The sequence below is a fragment of the Methylobacterium tarhaniae genome, from assembly GCF_001043955.1.
GTDB classification, from domain to species: Bacteria; Pseudomonadota; Alphaproteobacteria; order Rhizobiales; family Beijerinckiaceae; genus Methylobacterium; species Methylobacterium tarhaniae.
On record NZ_LABZ01000040.1, the window covers coordinates 1 to 16,540 of the forward strand.

The 16,540-nt window shown below is 71.1% G+C and carries 16 protein-coding genes; 11 read left to right on the plus strand and 5 right to left on the minus strand.

The window, feature by feature from the left end:
- The first annotated feature begins 220 nt into the window (after positions 1 to 220).
- From xylB to VQ03_RS07330, 5 genes are all read left to right on the plus strand, one after another.
- Positions 221 to 1,696, plus strand: coding sequence for a xylulokinase (xylB, locus tag VQ03_RS07305; protein ID WP_048450220.1), 1,476 nt, complete (start codon positions 221 to 223; stop codon positions 1,694 to 1,696).
- Between the two features lie 178 nt (positions 1,697 to 1,874).
- On the plus strand, positions 1,875 to 2,786 hold the full coding sequence (locus tag VQ03_RS07310) for a LysR family transcriptional regulator (protein WP_048450221.1): 912 nt from the start codon (positions 1,875 to 1,877) through the stop codon (positions 2,784 to 2,786).
- A 1,356-nt stretch (positions 2,787 to 4,142) separates the two neighbouring features.
- Complete coding sequence (locus VQ03_RS07320) at positions 4,143 to 4,904, plus strand: SDR family oxidoreductase (protein ID WP_048450223.1); 762 nt, start codon at positions 4,143 to 4,145, stop codon at positions 4,902 to 4,904.
- 17 nt (positions 4,905 to 4,921) lie between these two features.
- The gene (locus tag VQ03_RS07325) at positions 4,922 to 5,362 is read left to right on the plus strand and encodes a cupin domain-containing protein (RefSeq protein ID WP_048450224.1); all 441 of its coding nucleotides are present in this window, start codon (positions 4,922 to 4,924) and stop codon (positions 5,360 to 5,362) included.
- 59 nt (positions 5,363 to 5,421) lie between these two features.
- Complete coding sequence (locus tag VQ03_RS07330; protein WP_048450225.1) at positions 5,422 to 6,312, plus strand: sigma-70 family RNA polymerase sigma factor; 891 nt, start codon at positions 5,422 to 5,424, stop codon at positions 6,310 to 6,312.
- Positions 6,313 to 6,413: 101 nt separating this feature from the next.
- Here the strand turns inward: VQ03_RS07330 and VQ03_RS07335 are convergent, their stop codons facing one another.
- Complete coding sequence (locus VQ03_RS07335) at positions 6,414 to 6,608, minus strand: hypothetical protein (RefSeq protein ID WP_048450226.1); 195 nt, start codon at positions 6,606 to 6,608, stop codon at positions 6,414 to 6,416.
- Between the two features lie 280 nt (positions 6,609 to 6,888).
- Between VQ03_RS07335 and VQ03_RS07340 the strand changes: the two genes are divergently transcribed.
- Together VQ03_RS07340 and VQ03_RS07345 are read left to right on the plus strand one after the other, a co-directional pair.
- Positions 6,889 to 7,290 (plus strand): SpoIIAA family protein, encoded by a 402-nt coding sequence (locus tag VQ03_RS07340; RefSeq protein WP_048450227.1) that lies wholly within the window; start codon positions 6,889 to 6,891, stop codon positions 7,288 to 7,290.
- Positions 7,291 to 7,430: 140 nt separating this feature from the next.
- Entirely contained in the window at positions 7,431 to 8,219 is a 789-nt protein-coding gene (locus tag VQ03_RS07345) for a transporter substrate-binding domain-containing protein (RefSeq protein ID WP_048450228.1), read from the plus strand.
- An 82-nt stretch (positions 8,220 to 8,301) separates the two neighbouring features.
- Here VQ03_RS07345 and VQ03_RS07350 read toward each other — a convergent pair whose 3' ends face one another.
- The 4 genes from VQ03_RS07350 to VQ03_RS07365 are packed head-to-tail and all read right to left on the minus strand — an operon-like array spanning position 8,302 to position 11,824.
- On the minus strand, positions 8,302 to 9,042 hold the full coding sequence (locus tag VQ03_RS07350) for a GntR family transcriptional regulator (protein ID WP_053078436.1): 741 nt from the start codon (positions 9,040 to 9,042) through the stop codon (positions 8,302 to 8,304).
- A gap of 11 nt (positions 9,043 to 9,053) precedes the next feature.
- On the minus strand, positions 9,054 to 9,887 hold the full coding sequence (locus VQ03_RS07355) for an ABC transporter permease (RefSeq protein WP_053078437.1): 834 nt from the start codon (positions 9,885 to 9,887) through the stop codon (positions 9,054 to 9,056).
- Between the two features lie 3 nt (positions 9,888 to 9,890).
- Positions 9,891 to 10,739 (minus strand): ABC transporter ATP-binding protein, encoded by an 849-nt coding sequence (locus VQ03_RS07360; protein ID WP_048450229.1) that lies wholly within the window; start codon positions 10,737 to 10,739, stop codon positions 9,891 to 9,893.
- Positions 10,739 to 11,824 carry an ABC transporter substrate-binding protein gene (locus tag VQ03_RS07365; RefSeq protein ID WP_048450230.1) on the minus strand — a complete coding sequence of 362 codons (1,086 nt, stop codon included), beginning with the start codon at positions 11,822 to 11,824 and terminating at the stop codon, positions 10,739 to 10,741. The genes VQ03_RS07360 and VQ03_RS07365 overlap by 1 nt, the downstream gene beginning before the upstream one ends.
- Before the next feature lie 184 nt (positions 11,825 to 12,008).
- Between VQ03_RS07365 and VQ03_RS07370 the strand changes: the two genes are divergently transcribed.
- From VQ03_RS07370 to VQ03_RS07385, 4 genes are read left to right on the plus strand one after another with little or no spacing between them, the layout of a single operon-like run.
- Positions 12,009 to 13,142: a pyridoxal phosphate-dependent aminotransferase gene (locus tag VQ03_RS07370; protein WP_048450231.1), complete on the plus strand. Its 1,134-nt coding sequence runs from the start codon at positions 12,009 to 12,011 to the stop codon at positions 13,140 to 13,142.
- Between the two features lie 44 nt (positions 13,143 to 13,186).
- Positions 13,187 to 13,969, plus strand: a complete 783-nt coding sequence (locus tag VQ03_RS07375; protein WP_048450232.1) for an SDR family oxidoreductase — start codon at positions 13,187 to 13,189, stop codon at positions 13,967 to 13,969.
- 11 nt (positions 13,970 to 13,980) lie between these two features.
- The gene (locus VQ03_RS07380; RefSeq protein WP_048450233.1) at positions 13,981 to 14,862 is read left to right on the plus strand and encodes an alpha/beta fold hydrolase; all 882 of its coding nucleotides are present in this window, start codon (positions 13,981 to 13,983) and stop codon (positions 14,860 to 14,862) included.
- A gap of 2 nt (positions 14,863 to 14,864) precedes the next feature.
- Positions 14,865 to 16,127: a M20 family metallo-hydrolase gene (locus VQ03_RS07385; RefSeq protein ID WP_048450234.1), complete on the plus strand. Its 1,263-nt coding sequence runs from the start codon at positions 14,865 to 14,867 to the stop codon at positions 16,125 to 16,127.
- Positions 16,128 to 16,540 lie beyond the last annotated feature (413 nt).

Consider the following 16,540-nt stretch of genomic DNA (forward strand, 5'->3'; position numbering starts at 1 on the left):
CACCCCCCCCCCCCGCGCCCCCCCCCGCCACGCCGCCCTCCCCCCCCACCCCCGCCCCGCGCCCCGCCCGCCCCCGCCGCCCCCCCCCGCGCGCCTGCCCGGGCGCGGGCGCGCGCCCCCGCCCCCCCCCCCCCCCCTGCCGGCGGGCGGGGCCCGCCGCCCGCCCCCCCCCGCCCGCCGCGCCGCCGCGCCCCGATCCTGCCATGACCCGGATCCTGCCATGACCCGACCCGCCCGCTTCCTCGGCATCGACATCGGCACCTCCTCGGTGAAGGCGGTGCTCCTCGACGAGAACCAGACCTGCCTCGCCGAGGGCGGCGCGCCGGTGCCGATCGCGCGGCCGCGCCCGCTCTGGTCGGAGCAGGACCCGGAGGCGTGGTGGCAGGCGACGCTCGCCGCGGTGGCCGAGGCGCGCGCCCGGGCGCCGGGCGGCGAGCTCGGCGCCGTGCGGGGGATCGGCCTGTCGGGCCAGCAGCACAGCGCCACCCTGCTCTCGGCCTCCGGCGCGGTGCTGCGCCCGGCGATCCTGTGGAACGACGGTCGCTGCGGGGCGGAATGCGCGGAGCTGCTCGCCCGCGTGCCGGACTTCACGGTGCGCTCGGCCAACGTGCCGATGACGGGCTTCACGGCCCCCAAGCTTCTCTGGGTCGCCCGGCACGAGCCGGAGGTCTTCTCGCAGATCGCCAAGGTGCTGCTGCCGAAGGACTACGTCCGCTGGCGGCTCTCCGGGGCCTTCGTGTCGGAGATGTCGGATTCCGCCGGCACGCTCTGGCTCGACGTGGCGGCGCGACGCTTCGACGACACGCTGCTCTCCGCCTGCGGCCTCACCCGGGCGCAGATGCCCGACCTCGTCGAGGGCTCCGAGGTGTCGGCCTTCCTCTCGGCCGACCTCGCGGCGGCGTGGGGCCTCGGCGGAGACAGGATCCCGATCGCCGGCGGGGGCGGCGACAATGCCTGCTCGGCGGTGGGAATCGGGGCGGTGCAGGCCGGCGACGGCTTCCTGTCGCTCGGCACGTCGGGCGTGCTGTTCGCGACGACCGACCGGATGGTCTCGCTGCCCGAGCGCACCCTGCACGCCTTCTGCCATGCCCTGCCGGGGCGCTGGCACGGCATGGCGGTGGCGCTCTCGGCCGCCGCCTCCCTGTCGTGGCTCGCCGGCATCGCCGGGGAGGGAGGACAGGTCGGCGGGTTGATCGCCCGGGCCGAGGCCTTCGCGGCCGATCCGGACCGGCGCGCCCACGCGCCGGTCTTCGTGCCCTACCTCACCGGCGAGCGCACCCCCCACAACGACCCCGGCCTCACCGCCTCGTTCACCGGCCTCAGGGCCGAGCACGGCCTCGACGCGCTGGTCTACGCCGTGCTGGAGGGCGTCGCCTTCGCGATGGCGGATTGCCTCGACGTGCTGAGCGAGGCCGGCGCGGCGCCGCGCCACTGCGTCGTCGTCGGCGGCGGCTCGCGCACGCCGTTCTGGAACCAGCTCATCGCCGACACGCTCGACCTGGAGCTCGCCTGCCCGCGGGGCGGCGAGCTCGGCGCCGCCTTCGGGGCGGCCCGGCTCGGCATGCTGTGCGCCGGCGGCACCGAGGCGGAGGTCTGCACCCGCCCGCCGATTCGCGCCGTGGTCACGCCGGACCGGCACTTCGCCGGCGAGAGCGCGGCGCGGCGGCGGCGCTACTTGGCGGCGGGGCGGATCTGATACCGCAGCGCCTTCGAACAGACTTGTTCGAAGGCGCTGGCCAAGCCCGAAGGGGCGCCGACGCATCAGCGCGCTGGTATGGGACGATCACGGCCCTGCATCATCGCGGGCTCCCGGGCCCCCATGTCCCCGGTGGCCTCGTTCGACGGCCCGCATCGGGCTCGCTACGGTGACCGGGATGGCCGACGAGATCAGTGACCTGCGGCGGTTCGTTGCGATGGTGGCGGCCGGCAACCTCTCGGCCGCGGCGCGGGCCATGGGCTCGTCGCCGGCCGTGATGAGCCGGCACCTCACGGCGCTGGAGAACCGGCTGGGTGTTCGCCTGGTGACACGGACGTCCCGCCGCTTCGAACTCACCGACGAGGGCGCCTTGTTCCACGAGCGCTGCGTCGGGATCCTGGCCGAGATCGACGAGGCCGAGGCCGAGGCCGCGCAGGGGGCGGGGCAACCGCGCGGGTCGTTGCGGATCAGCGCGCCCTTGCAGTGGGGCCGGCGCGTCCTGGCGCCGATCATCGCGGATTTCAGCGCCGGCTTTCCGATGATCAGCGCTCATCTGGTGCTGACCGACACGAGCCTCGATGTGGTCGGCGGCGGGCTGGACGTGGCGATCGGTGCGGTCCCCCCGCAGGCATCCGGCGTGATCGTCCGAAAGATCCTGTCTGGCAGGCGGGTCGTCTGCGCGGCGCCGGGCTATCTGCGCGACCGCGGGATGCCCGCCACGCCGGACGACCTCAAGGATCATGATTGCATCCGCCTCGTGACGGGGCACCAGGACGTGGACCGCTGGTCGTTCCGGGACGGCGACGGCGTGCGCACGATCGACATCCGCGGCAAGCTGTCGACGACCAGCACGGAAGTGGTCAATGCCTGGGTCCTGGCGGGGCACGGCATCGCGTCCCGGGCCGAGTGGGACATCGCCCCCGAACTCGAGGCGGGACGCCTCGTGCCGTGCCTCGAACCCTACTGGTCGGGCCCCATCGCCCTCTACGCCTCCTATGCGAGCCGGCGGCACCTGCCCCCGCGCATCCGCGCCTTCATGGATTTCCTGACCGCCGCCCTCGCGCGTCCCGTGCCTGGGCCCCGCCCCTGACCCCTTGAGCGCGGCGGCTCGGCCGCCTCACGGCCCGCTCCGATGTTTGCGGTATCTGCAAAGATGCTGTTCCGCCTTCGGACTCACGCCGGATCGGGCAAAGCCCGTAACGGTGCGCCGAGAGGGGGAGGAACGATGCCGCGCGACGAACGAGACGTCGGACAGACCCGGTCATGGGCGCCTTTGCCTGCGCCTGGTGCCGCCCGATCGGGCCGGCAGGAGGCGGCGCCGAACGATCCGCAGCCCGATCGGGACGGCGATCACGCAGGGTCGATCGGATGGTGGCCTATCACGATGTGCATCGCGATCGGCGTGATCGTAGCGGCAGATCTTGCTTCTCTGTTTTACGAGCTGATGTACTTATAGGACAAGACATGAGATATGCTGCACTGATCTCGATCGCGTGTTCGTGGCTCGCCCTCATGCCGGCCGTCGCGCTGGCCGGGCCGGATGCGCCGGCCGGGAGCCCGGAGCCCGTCCGCAAGGCGCAAAGGTTCGTGGGTTCGTGCCTCCCGCAGGACGAGAACGGCCGTGATCTTCCCAACCCGAACGCGTCGTCGGTGTGCGGGCAGTTCAGGGACGGTCGATCCGAGTGCGCCATGCAGGAGCGACTCGGCAACCGCCAGGCTCTGGCCCTGCACTGCTTCGGCTTCGACGACGTCGCGGATGCCGCGCCGGCCGGGGCACCCGCCCGGTACACCTCCGGGGCGCGGCGCTGAGCCCCGCTGAACCCGCGACGCCCGCTCTCACTGCTCAGAATGAGGCCTTCACCGGCTTCGCCGTCCCGCGTGGATGAAACGAGGCGGCTATCGCTTTGGCGCGGGTCCCCTTCTCCCACTCGGGAGAGGGGGACCCGCGCTTGAGAGCCTGTTCGACTCGTCCTGCCAGTCATCTGGCACGGGTATCAAAATTTCTTGACCTTAGCTGGGGCTCGACGAAGTCGAGGATCCGGTATCCGTAAACGTTGAGATTGCAGGATGAAGTGGAATGCGCGCCGATCTCTCCTGCATCGTCGGCGTTTATGGATCCCGGGTGCCGCTGCGCGGCAGCGGGGTGACGGTTGAGTGCTTCGATTCTGTCGTTCCAGTCAAGCGGGCGCCGAGGAATCGGCCGTAAAATCAAGCCCGTAGATCCAGTTTCGGCTGAGTCGTCGATCCTGCTCGAACAGGCTCGGTGGTCGAGGGCGAAAGGCAGTCGAGCGGACCCTCGCGTGATCGGGCCGGGGCGACAGCCTCGGGCCACGGATTTTTTCTCCGGCGGCATGTCACAATCCACGCCCCCGGCCTCGTCCTGTCGTCGAACGGGCGGCGGGGCGGCAGGGGCCGCCCCGCCCGTTCCACGCGGGAGACGGGTGTGATGAAGATCGTGGTGATCGGGGGAAGCGGGCTCATCGGCCGGCAGCTGACCGCGGACCTGCAGCGCCTGGGGCACGAGGCGGTTCCCGCCTCCCCGAGCACGGGCGTGAACACGCTCACGGGGGAGGGCCTCGCCGAAATCCTCGCCGGGGCCGCGGTGGTGGTCGACGTGGCGAACGCGCCGTCCTTCGAGGATGCGGCGGTGCTCGACTTCTTCGAGCGGTCGGGCCGCAACCTCCTGGCCGCCGCGCGGCAGGCGGGCGTGACGCATGCCATCGCCCTTTCGATCGTCGGGGCGGATCGCGCCGAGGGGAACGGCTATTTCCGCGCGAAGGTCGCCCAGGAGCGTCTGATCGCGGCTTCCGGCCTGCCCCACACCATCGTCCGCGCGACGCAGTTCTTCGAGTTCGTCGCCACGATCGCCGAGGCCTCCGCGACGGAGGGGCGGATCGTCGTCCCCGACGCCGATTTCCAGCCGATCGCCGCGGCCGACGTCGCCGCGGCGCTCGCGGCGGTGGCGGTCGCCGCGCCCGCCGACGGGACGATCGAGATCGCCGGGCCGGAGAGGCTGCCGTTCCGCGACTTCGTCGCCCGCCGCATCGCGGCCTCCGGCGACCACCGGGAGGTCTCGGCGGACCGGACGGCGCGCTACTTCGGCGCCCGGCTGGAGAAGGGTACCCTCGTCCCCGCGGACGAGGCCGCGGCGCGCCTCGGACCGACGCGATTCGAGAGCTGGCTCCAAGCCCAGCTGGCGACGGCCTGATCCAACGGAGAGACCTGATGCGCAAGACGCTCCTTAGATCCGGAATCCTTGCCGGAATTCTCACCGGACTTCTCGCCGGCACCGCCCCTCCGGCTGCGGCCGCCGACCTGCGCGAGGGCGAGGCCCGCGTGACGACGGTCTTCGACCATCCCCTTCCGACCGTGCCCGGCAAGAGCCTGCGCGGCGTCCTCGTCGAGTACGGGCCCGGCGGATCCTCGCCGGCCCACAGGCATGCCCGCTCCGCCTTCATCACCGCGACGGTGATCGAGGGTGCGGTCCGCAGCCGCGTCAACGACGGGCCCGAGCGGGTCTACCGGGTCGGCGAGAGCTTCGTGGAGCAGCCGGGCGACCATCACGCCGTCAGCGCCAATGCCAGCGCCACCGCGCCGTCCAGGCTCCTGGCGGTCTTCGTCGTCGACACGGAGGACCGCGCGCTGACGGTGCCGGACCGGCCGTGACGGTCTCCGCGCCCGCATGCGAGGATCCCACCGCCGCGCGACCGCTCCGCGGGGGGATCATGCCGCAGACCGACACGGAGACCGCCATCTTCGAGGCCCACCGCCCGCGCCTCCTGCGCATCGGCTACCGCATGCTCGGCTCGCGCAGCGAGGCCGAGGACATCGTGCAGGAGGCCTGGCTGCGCTGGATCGCGGCGGACCGGACGGCCGTCGCCGCACCGTACCCGTTCCTCGCCCGCATCGTGACCCGGCTCTGCCTCGACCAGATGAAGTCGGCCCGTGCGCGGCGGGAGACCTATGTCGGCGCCTGGCTGCCGGAGCCGCTGGTCGAGACGGGGGAGGAGGGCGTGGACGAGGACGATCTCACCCTGACGCTGATGATGGCGCTGGAGCGCCTGTCGCCCCTCGAACGCGCGGCCTTCCTGCTCCACGACGTGTTCGGCCTGCCGCTCGGCGCGGTGGCGGACACGCTCGGCCGGGAGGCCCCGGCGGTGCGCCAGCTCGCGGTGCGGGCCCGCCGCAACGTGCGGTCGGCGCGGCCGCGCTTTCCCGTGGCGCGGGAGGAGGGGGAGCGGATCGCCCGCGCCTTCTTCGACGCCTCGGTGAGCGGCGACGTCGCGTCCCTGCGCACGCTGCTCGCGCAGAACGCGGTCCTGTGCTCGGACGGGGGCGGCAAGGTCCTGGCCTTCCTCAACCCGATCGCCGGGGTGGAGCGCCTGCTCCGCCTCTTCGCGGGCGTCCGGCGCAAATGGGGGCCGGACCGGGCCGCGCTGGTCGCGCCCGTCTGGATCGACGGGCTGCCGGGCTATGTCAGCCGCGAGCGCGGCGGCCTCCTCCAGACGACCGCGCTCGCCATCGAGGACGGCCGGATCACCGCCATCTACATCACCCGCAATCCCGACAAGCTCCGCCACGTCCTCGCTGACGTCGCGGACGGGCCGCCGCATTGAGCCGGGCGGCAGGATATCGGGCGGGCCGTCAGCGCTCGCCGGTCTCCGGCACGGCATTCACCCTGGCGGCGCCCGTATGACCGGGGCGTCGTGAGCAGCGCTCAGTCGCGCGCCTGGCCGAGCGCCGCCTCGCTGCCGAGCAGGCCCGCGAGTTCGCGGGCGCATTTCGCGGCGGCCGCGGCGCAGCGCATCGCGCAGCGATAGCCCGGCAGGTCGTTCTCGCGCAGCCGCTCGGCGGCCGCCGCGAAGAACGTGGCGGCCAGCTCCCCGCATTCCGCCGCGCAAAGCCGGATCATCTCCGGTGTCCCATGCCGGGGACCGGCCGGTGCCTCGTCCATCGTGCTCCCATCCGGCGTGAGGTCCGGCCGCCGGCACCATACAGGCCCGTCGGGAGCGGTCATCTGGTTTCCGCCCGGTCGCGTCCGGAGCCGGGCTCCCGGCGCGCAGCCCGCGCGGCCCACCCCGGCACGGCACCGCGCCGCGATCGCCCGCCGCGGGATCGAAACCGGTCGACGGGCCGTTTCCGGACGACGGGCCGCGGGGAGCGGCGTGACGGGCGGCGTTTGCGAGGGCGACATGAATGCAGCACCCGACGGGTCGGTCATCCGGCGCGAGGCACCGAGGGCCGACCTCCTCGCCTTCGAGGTCAAGGACCGGATCACCAAGCCGGACATCGAGTGGATGTCCTCGATCGCCGACGCGGCCATGAAGGAGCACGGCACGATCGACATGCTGCTCATCATGTCGAACTACGAGGGCTCGGATCTCGGCGCGCGGTTCGACGGCTATGCCAGCGCGGTGATGGCCCGCTCGGTGGCGCATATCCGGAAATACGTCGTGGTCGGCGCGCCGGCCTTCGCCCGCGCGATGATCACCCTGTCGGGAGCGGTCCTGCCGGTCGAGACCAAGACGTTCGACCTGGCCGACGAGGCGGCCGCCTGGGCCTACCTCGCCGAGGCCGGGCCGGCCAAGGCCTGACCTGCTTGGCCGGCAAGCTCCGATCTTCCACCACCCGGCGGGCCGGCGCCACGCGGCACCCGCCCGAAACGCTGGACGGGCCTCATCCGCGTCCCTACGCTGCCGCCATCGACAAGCGTATCGGCGACGGGGTGGGGGTCATGGCTGTGGGTTCGAAGACGTCGCGGCTGGCGGCGGGTGCGATGCTGGCGCTCGCCTCGACGCCGGCGCTTGCCGCGAACGAGCCCTCGCGCCTCGACCAGGTCGTCGAACGCAAGGTCCTGAACATCTGCACGACCGGCGACTACCGGCCGTTCTCGTATCGCCCCGACGGAGCCAACGACTTCGTCGGCATCGACATCGATCTCGGCCGCTCGCTCGCCAAGTCGCTCGATGCCGAGGCCGTGTTCATCCAGACCAAGTGGTCGAACCTGCTCGCGGACTTCAAGAGCCAGTGCGACATCGCCATGAGCGGCATCTCGGTGACGCTGCCGCGACAGCGCGAGACCTTCTTCAGCGAGATGTACCTCGTGAACGGCAAGGCGCCCATCGTGCGGTGCGGCGACGTCGCCAAGTTCCAGACGACGGAGGCCATCAACCAGCCGTCGACCCGCGTCGTCGTGAATCCCGGCGGCACGAACGAGCGGTTCGCCCGCGCCCATCTCGCCAACGCGCAGATCCAGCTCTTCCCGGACAACCGGGTGATCTGGCGCGAGATCGCGGAGGGCCGCGCGGACGTCATGGTCGCCGAATCGGTCGAGGTGAAGCTCCAGGAGAAGCTGCATCCGGGCTTGTGCGCGGTGAACCCCGACCAGCCGCTCCAATACGGCGAGATGGGTTTCCTGCTGCCGCGCGGCGATACGGTGTTCAAGGCCTATGTCGACCAGTGGCTGCACCTGACGAAGGCGTCGGGCGAGTTCGGCCGGATCTTCGACGCCAACATGAAGTGATACGAGATCCGGAAGATTCCTTCCGCATCTCGCATCACCAGCCCGCGCGCCGAAGCCTCGGCGCGCCCTCCGGCGGCCCGGGTCAGGTCTCGTCCTTGAACAGGCCGGCGTGGTCCGACGACCGGATGAAGTGCAGGAAGTCCGCGATCCCCTCGGACAGGAGCGAGACGTGGTGCGCCATCCGCTCCCCCGCGACGGCCGCATCGTTGCGCAGGATCGCCGCGAGGATCGCCGCGTGCTCGGGCTGCGATTGCGGCATGCGGCCGGGCTGGAAGGTGATCGCCCGGCGATACGGCGCGGTCTTCACCGAGAGGCGCCGCAACTCGTCCTGAAGGACCCGGTTGTGGCTCGCGGCGGCGATCGCGTCGTGGAACCGGATGTTGGCGTCGTAGAACGCGTCGTAATCGCCGGCGGCGATGGCGGCGCCGCAGGCCGCGTGCTCGGCCTCGAGCACGGCCCGCTGCTCCTGCGTGATCCGGCGGGCCGCCTGCGAGGCCGCCAGGGCCTCCAGCGAGGCCACGACGCTGAGCGCATCCAGGAGGTCGGCCACCGAGAATTGCGCCACCTGCAGCCCCTGGCGCCCGCGAGCGCTCGCGAGCCCGCTCGCCGAGAGCCGCTGCAGCGCCTCGCGGACGGGGGTGCGCGAAACGCCGTATCGCTCGGACAATTCGCGCTCGTCGAGCCGCTGGCCCGGACGGATCGCGCCGCGCAGGATGTCCTCCTCCAGGCGGCGCGCGACGTCTCCTGCGAGTGAGGTATCCTCGGGGATCCCGGCCTCCGACAGGTCGAGCCGGCGCGCTCTCTGCGCCGTCCTATGGCTCATGTCCTCACCCCTCACGCCGGGTCCGCCGAGAAGATCCGGTTGGCGGCGATCTCACCGAGCGCGACCAAGCCGTACAGCAGCAGCCCGCACACGCAAAGGACGACGATCGCGGCCATCGACACCTCGGTATCGGCCCGCGCCGTCGCGAAGATGATGAGGTAGCCGAGGCCGGCCTGCGCCGTGATGAACTCGCCGATGATCACCCCGATGATGGCGAGCGTGATCGCGACCTTCATGCCGCTGAAGATGTGCGGCAGGGCGGCGGGGAAGCGCACATGGGTGAAGACCTGCCACTCGCTCGCCGTGAGCGACCGGCAGAGCCGCAGCATGCCGCGATCGACGCTCGCGAACCCTGCACTCGTCGCGATCACCACGGGGAAGAACGCGATGAAGACCGCGAAGGCGACGCGCGACTGCATGCCGATCCCGAGCCAGATGATGAAGAGCGGCGCGAGCGCGATCTTCGGGATCAGCTGGAAGAAGACGAGGTTCGGGTAGAGCGCCTCGCGCGCCAGGGTCGAGTAGGTGATCACGATCGCCAGGAGAACCCCGAGCAGGGTCGCCAGGACGAAGCCGATCGCCGATTCCAATGTCGTCGGGACCGCATGGGTCAGGAGGATGTCCCAGTGCTCCACGATGTAGCGCAAGGTGGAGACGGGGGAGGGGAGGATGACCGGCGGGATGTTGCCGATCACGACGAAGGCCTGCCAGGCGGCCAGGGTCGCCACCGCCAGGGCGACCGGCAGGAGCACGGCCCGCACGCCCGAGAGTCCGAACCCGAGCCGCGGGGTCTGCCCCGGGCCCGAGAGGATCGCGCCGGTTTCCGTTCCGATTGCGCCCGCCATGTCCTACTCCCCGCCTGCGCTGCGGCCCGTCGGTGCCGTGCCGTGGGCCTGCTCGATGGTCAGCCGCAGGTGGCGGACGACCCGTCCGAATTCCGGATTCTCCTCGATCGCCAGACGGCGCGGCCGCCCGAACGGCATGCGCTCGTCGAGAACGACGTGGGAGGGGCGGCCGCCCATCACCACGACGCGGTCCGACAGGAACGCCGCCTCGCGGATCGAGTGCGTGACGAAGATCACCGTCTTCGCCGTCTTATCCATGATCTCCGACAGCGCCTCGTTCATCTGGTCGCGGGTGATCGCGTCGAGGGCGCTGAACGGCTCGTCCATCAGGAGGATCGCCGGATCGTGGATCAGGGCCCGGCAGATGGCGACGCGCTGGCGCATGCCCCCCGACAGTTGGGACGGCTTGTGGTTCTCGAAGCCGCCCAGGCCCACCATCGCCAGGAGCTCGCGCGCCCGCTCCCGGTAGGGCGCGAGCGGCAGCTTCAGGATCCGGATCGGGAAGAGCACGTTCTCGATCGTGGTCTTCCAGGGCAGCAGGGTCGCGTCCTGGAAGATGATGCCGATGTCGCGGCGCGGCCGGATCACGGGGCTTCCGTCGAGCTCGATCGTGCCGCCGGTCGGCGTCTCGAGTCCGGCGATCATCATCAGGAGCGTGCTCTTCCCGCAGCCGCTCGGGCCCAGCAGCGAGACGAACTCGCCGCGCCCGATCTCGAGGCTCGCGGAGGCGACCGCCCGGACGGGACCCTGGCGGCCGCCATAGACCTTCTCGACCTGCGCGATCCGCAGGAGCGGCGCGGCGGGCTGGGTGAGCGGCGCGTTCGCGACGCGGGGGCTGGGTTGCGCCGCCATCAGATCACGTACTTCCGGTAGGGTGCCGCCTGGGCCTCCGCCGCCGCGAGGTCCTTGCCCTCGAGCTTGACCGTGCCGGCGAACCGGTTGGTGAACAGGGCGGCGGGGTCGGGCCGCACCGCCTTGTCGCCCGCCCCGTAGCGCACGACGACGTCGGTCATCGTCGCCACCTTGGCCGGGTCGGCGTAGCCGAAGCCCTTCTCCTTCACCTCGGGCACCAGGTTGGTCAGGTTCGTCAGCCCGAGGCCGATCCGCGCATAGGCCTTGCCCGTCGAGCTGATCGCGACCTCGCTGTTGGCCTTGAGGAAGACGTTCACCGCCTCGTCGAAGTCGGTCATGGTGAACCGGATCGCCTCCATGGCCCCGGTCACGAAGGCTTCCGTCAGGCCGGGATCCTTCTCGATCCGGGCCGGCTGGGTGATCAGGGACTGGCCGTAGAAGTCGAGGCCCGCCTCCCGGAACAGCATGAAGCGCAGCTCCGTGCCGAGGGGGACGAGGGACGGCAGCGTGCTCGTCGCGAAGGACGAGACCGCGTCGACCTGCTTCTCGACCAGCGACCGCTCGCGGACCTTGCCGTCGATCTGGACGAGGTCGACCTTCTTCAGGTCGAAGCCCGCCTTCTCGGCGAAGAGCGGCAGGAACGGGTACTCGCCCGAGGTGACGCTCGCGCCGAGCTTGCGGCCCTCGAGGTCCCTCGGGGACTTGATCGGCGACGCGGACAGGACCGCGATCCCCATCAGCGCGTCGTAGTTGATCTGCCCGATGCAGGTGATCGGCAGGTTGCGCGAGGCCTGGATGATCGCCGTCGGCGTCGCGGCCATCCCGAAATCGAAGGTCCCGGCCGCGACCGCCTGGGCCGCCGCCCCCGACCCGGAGCCGCGCGCGACGCTGACGTCGAGCCCGTGCTTCTTCCAGAAGCCCTTGTCGCGCGCGACAGTGGCGAAGAGGTTCGGGCCCTCCGGGATCCAGGACGTCGTGAAGGTGACCTTCGTCGCCTGGGCCAGGGCCGGGCGGGGAAAACCACTGGCCGCTGCGACGCCGGCCGCCGCGCCGAACCCCGCCAGAACCCGCCGTCTCGTCAGCATCCCACCCTCCCGGCTCTCTTCCGCGTCGCCCGCATCATGGCATGTTAGATCTTGGATCGCATGCATAATCGAATGCCACCGGCGCCTAAATGCATTCCATTTCGCCAATATGTGTGCCAGATTTTTTATCTTGCATGCCAGACGGGGCAGGGTATCTGTTAGACCTCAGTTGGAGAGCCTGACCATGCGAGCCTTCGAGGCGCGGAACGCCCATTTCGACGCGCTGGTGAACACGCCCGGCCTGCGCTGGCTCGGCCAGAACACCAACCATGCACCGAGCCACCCGGCGGTGCGGGAGGCGATGGAGCGCTGCATCCGGGAAGAGGGATTCCACGTCTACGCGCCGCCCGCGGGCTTCGAGGCGCTGAGGGCGGGAATCGTGGCCGATTTCGGCCTTGAAGGGCAGGCCGCCCTCGTCTCCGATGGGGCCGTGGCCTCGCTCTACCACGTCTGCCACACGCTGCTGGCGCCGGGCGACGAGTTCGTCACGACGGATCCGACCTGGAACTGGCCGATGGCCTTCGCCCGCTCGGTGGGCGCCACGGTGCGGCAGATCCCGATCTACGGCCCTGAGCACGGCTACCGCCTCGATCCCGCCCGGCTCGAGGCCGCGATGGGACCGCGCACCAAGGTCGTCTACCTCGTGGATCCCAACAACCCCCTCGGCACCGCCTGCACGGCCGAGGAGATCGCCGCGATCGTGGCGATCGTCCGCAAGGCCGGGGCCTATCTCATCCACGATTGCACCTACCGGCACTTCGCGCACGAGCACCACTTGGCGGCGAAGCTCGATCCGGAGCGCACGCTGACGATCTACAGCTTCTCGAAGTGGCTCGGCCTGGCGGGCCTCAGGGTCGGTGCCGTGATCGCCCATCCCGACATGGCCGAGCGCCTGGCCGCGGCCCCGCCCAACAATCTCGGCTCCAGCATCCTGGCCCAGCGCGCCGCGATGGCGGGCCTTTCGATCAAGGACGAGTGGTTCCCGGCCGTGCTCGCCGAGCAACGGGGCAACCAGGCGCTGATCAAGGCGGCCTGCGACCGGATCCCGGGCCTCGTCATGCCGGTCTATCCCTCGAACGGGAACTTCGTCGTCCTGGAGACCGGCGGCCTCGGCATCAGCCCTGAGGCGCTCGTCGCCGCCTACCAGGAGCGCCGGATCATGATCCGGCAGGGCTCCTATCACACGCCGAATTTCGGCGACCGGTTCGTGAAGGTGTCCGTCTCGGTGCCGCGGGACTGGGTCGAGGAGTTCGTCGACCTCCTGCCGGCGATGATCGAGCGGGCCCGCGGCCTGAACGCGGACGTCAAGCTCTTCTGAAGACCAGCCCCGACGCACAGCACGATCACGAGGACGACACGACCATGGATCTCCACCTCCAGGGCAAGACGGTCCTGATCACCGGCGCCTCGCAGGGCATCGGCGAGGGGCTCGCCCACGCCTTCGCGGCCGAGGGCTGCCCGCTCCACCTGACGGCGCGGTCGGCCGACAAGCTCGACGGGCTCAAGCGCGCGATCGAGGCCGAGCACAAGGTCGCGGTCGGCGTCACGGCAATCGACATGACGCAGGACGGGGCCTGCGAGCGGATCGTCGCGGAGGCCGGCGACGTCGACATCCTGATCAACAATGCCGGGGTGATCCCGAGCGGCTCGCTCTTCGACGTCGATGCGCAGAGATGGCGCGAGGGCTGGGCCCTCAAGGGCTTCGGCTACGCCGACATGATCCGGCTCGTCTATCCGCGCATGAAGGCGCGCGGCGGCGGCGTGATCCTGAACAACATCGGCAATGGCGGCGAGGTCTGCGACCCGAACTACATCGCGGGCGCCGCCGGCAACGCCTCGATCATGGCGATGACCCGCGCGCTCGGCGGCCGCAGCCTCGACGACAACATCCGCGTCGTCGGCGTCAATCCGGGTCCGGTCGATACGTCGCGCATCTATAATATGCTGCGCAAGTTCGCCGAGGCCGAGCTCGGCGACGCCGAGCGCTACGAGGAGCTGCTCGGACGCTATCCCCTGAAGCGGCCGGCCAAGGTGCACGAGATCACCGATCTCTTCCTGTTCCTCGCCTCCTTCCGCTCCGGCTACACCTCCGGCACCGTCTTCACCGTGGATGGCGGCATCGCCTCCCGCCGCAGCGTCGTCTGAGGAGACCCGCCATGCCCAAGGCGACCGCGAGCGACGGCACCGAGCTCCATTTCGAGGAGGCGGGGCGCGGGACGCCCATCGTCTTCGTCCACGAATTCGGCGGCAACCACTGGAGCTGGGAGCCGCAGATGAACTACTTCTCGCGCCGGCACCGTTGCGTGACCTTTGCGGCGCGCGGCTTCCCGCCGTCCGACATCCCGGCTTCCGTCGAATCCTACTCGCAGGCGATCGCGGCCGACGACATCGTCGCGGTCATGGATGCGGCGGGCATCGGGGCCGCGCATCTCGTCGGCCTGTCGATGGGGGGCTTCGCCGTGCTGCATGCCGGCCTGCGCCATCCGGACCGGGTGCGCTCGATCACCGCCGCGGGCGCCGGCTACGGCGCGGAGAAGGCGCACGAGGATTACTTCAAGGGCATCTCGGAGCAGGTCGCGACCAACTTCGAGACGCAAGGAGCGCCGGCCTTCGCCAAGGTCTACGCCGAGGGCGCCTCGCGGGTGCAGTTCCAGGACAAGGACCCGCGCGGCTGGCAGCTCTTCGCCGATCGCCTGGGCCGCCACGACAGCCGGGGCGCGGCCAACACCATGCGCGGCGTGCAGATGCGGCGCCCCTCCCTCTACGACCTGGAGGCGGAGTTCCGCGCGATGACGGCGCCCCTCCTGGTCGTGGTCGGCGACGAGGACGACCATTGCCTGCAGCCGGGCCTCTTCCTCAAGCGGACGGTGCCGGCCTCGGGCCTCGCGGTGCTGCCGAAGACCGGCCACACCCTGAACCTCGAGGAGCCGATGCTCTTCAACCAGATCCTGGCGGAGTTCCTCGCCCAGGTGGAGAGCGGCCGCTGGGGCCCGCGCGACCCGCGCGCCAACCCGGCCGAAATCATGCGGACCCGCTGAACGTGGCGCGCCCGTCGGATCACGTGGACGGCGCGCGCCTCTGGCGGCGCCTGATGGACCTGAGCCGGTTCGGCGCCCGCGCCGATGGCGGGGTCGACCGCCAGACCCTCACGCAGGCCGAGATCGCCGCCCGCGCCCATCTGGTGGCGCTCGGCCGCTCCCTCGGGCTCGACCCGTACACGGACGAGGGCGCGAACCTCTTCCTGCGGTGTCCCGGCCGGCGGCCGGACCTGCCCGCCGTCCTGGCCGGCTCGCATATCGATTCCCAGCCGATGGGCGGCCGGTTCGATGGCGCCTTCGGGGTGATGGCCGCCTTCGAGGCCGTGGAGGCGATCCGGGCGGCAGGCCTGGTGCCGGAGCGGGCGATCGAGATCGTGGCCTTCACCAACGAGGAGGGCTGCCGGTTCTCTCCCGGCATGACCGGCTCCGACCTGTTCACCGGGGTGCGGACGCTGGCGGAGGTGGCGGGGATCCGCGACGCGGCCGGGATCACGCAGGGCGACGCCCTGGCGGCGGTGCTCGCGAGCGACCGGGACGTGCCGCAACGCCCGTTCCGGCGGCCGGTCGCGGCCTTCGTCGAGCCTCACATCGAGCAGGGGCCGATCCTGGAGCGGGACGGCATCCCGATCGGCGTCGTCACCGGCATCCAGGGCACCCGCCGCTACCGTGTGACCGTCACCGGCGAGGCCGCGCATGCCGGCACGGCCGAGCGCCGGGAGCGGCGCGACGCCCTGATGGCGGCGGTCCGGATGATCGCCGCCATCGACCGGGCCGCCGCCGACCCCGCCGACACGAAGCTCACGGTGGGGATGATCGAGGTGACGCCCAATGCGCCCTCCGTCGTCCCCGCGGAGGTGCTGTTCTCCATCGATCTGCGCCACCCGGACAATGCGGTGGTCGACCGCCTCGATGCCGAGATCCGCGCGATCGTCGAGGCCGAGCGCGGCCCCTGCGCCGCGTCCCTCCGGCAGATCCAGCACAATCCTTCGCTCACCTTCTCGCCCGATCTGCGGGCTGCGATCGCGACGGCGGCGGGAGCGCTCGGCCTGCCCCACCGCGACATCCTCTCGGCCGCCGGCCACGACGCCCGGCAGCTTCACGCCGTCTGCCCGACCGGCATGATCTTCGTGCCCTGCCGCGACGGCGTCAGCCACAACCCGGCGGAATGGGCCGAACCCGACGATCTCGCTGCCGGGGCGCGCGTGCTTGCCGACGTAATGTGGCACCTCGCAACGGGCGACGAGGTCCGCGCCGTCGCCTCCTGATCCGCGGATCGCGCGGACGCGACGGCGGTCCGTGACAAAGCTCGAGGTCCGTTCCGGACGACGTCTTCCTTGCCGAGCCGGGTTGTCGTCGGGCTCGCCGATGTCGGTCCGGGGCGTGGTGGACACTCGAGAGCCGCCGCTTCCTCCGCGCAGGCGATGGATGCGCTGCACATCCGGCACTTGCTTCCAGCCACGATCGTGAAGTCCAGCGATCCCGGCCACGCGCAACGACGCACGGGTGGCCGGTCCGGACCGGATCGATACCGACAGCGATACGTCCACGAGGCGGCGCTCCTGCTGAGCGAGTGCCGGGTGCTCGCCTTCGGCCACGAGACGACAGTCGCCATCGCCGTCTCGGCCCTCAGCTTAGGATCGCTCTCGATTTCTTTCTGATACCGCCGCGCTTAAGCGTT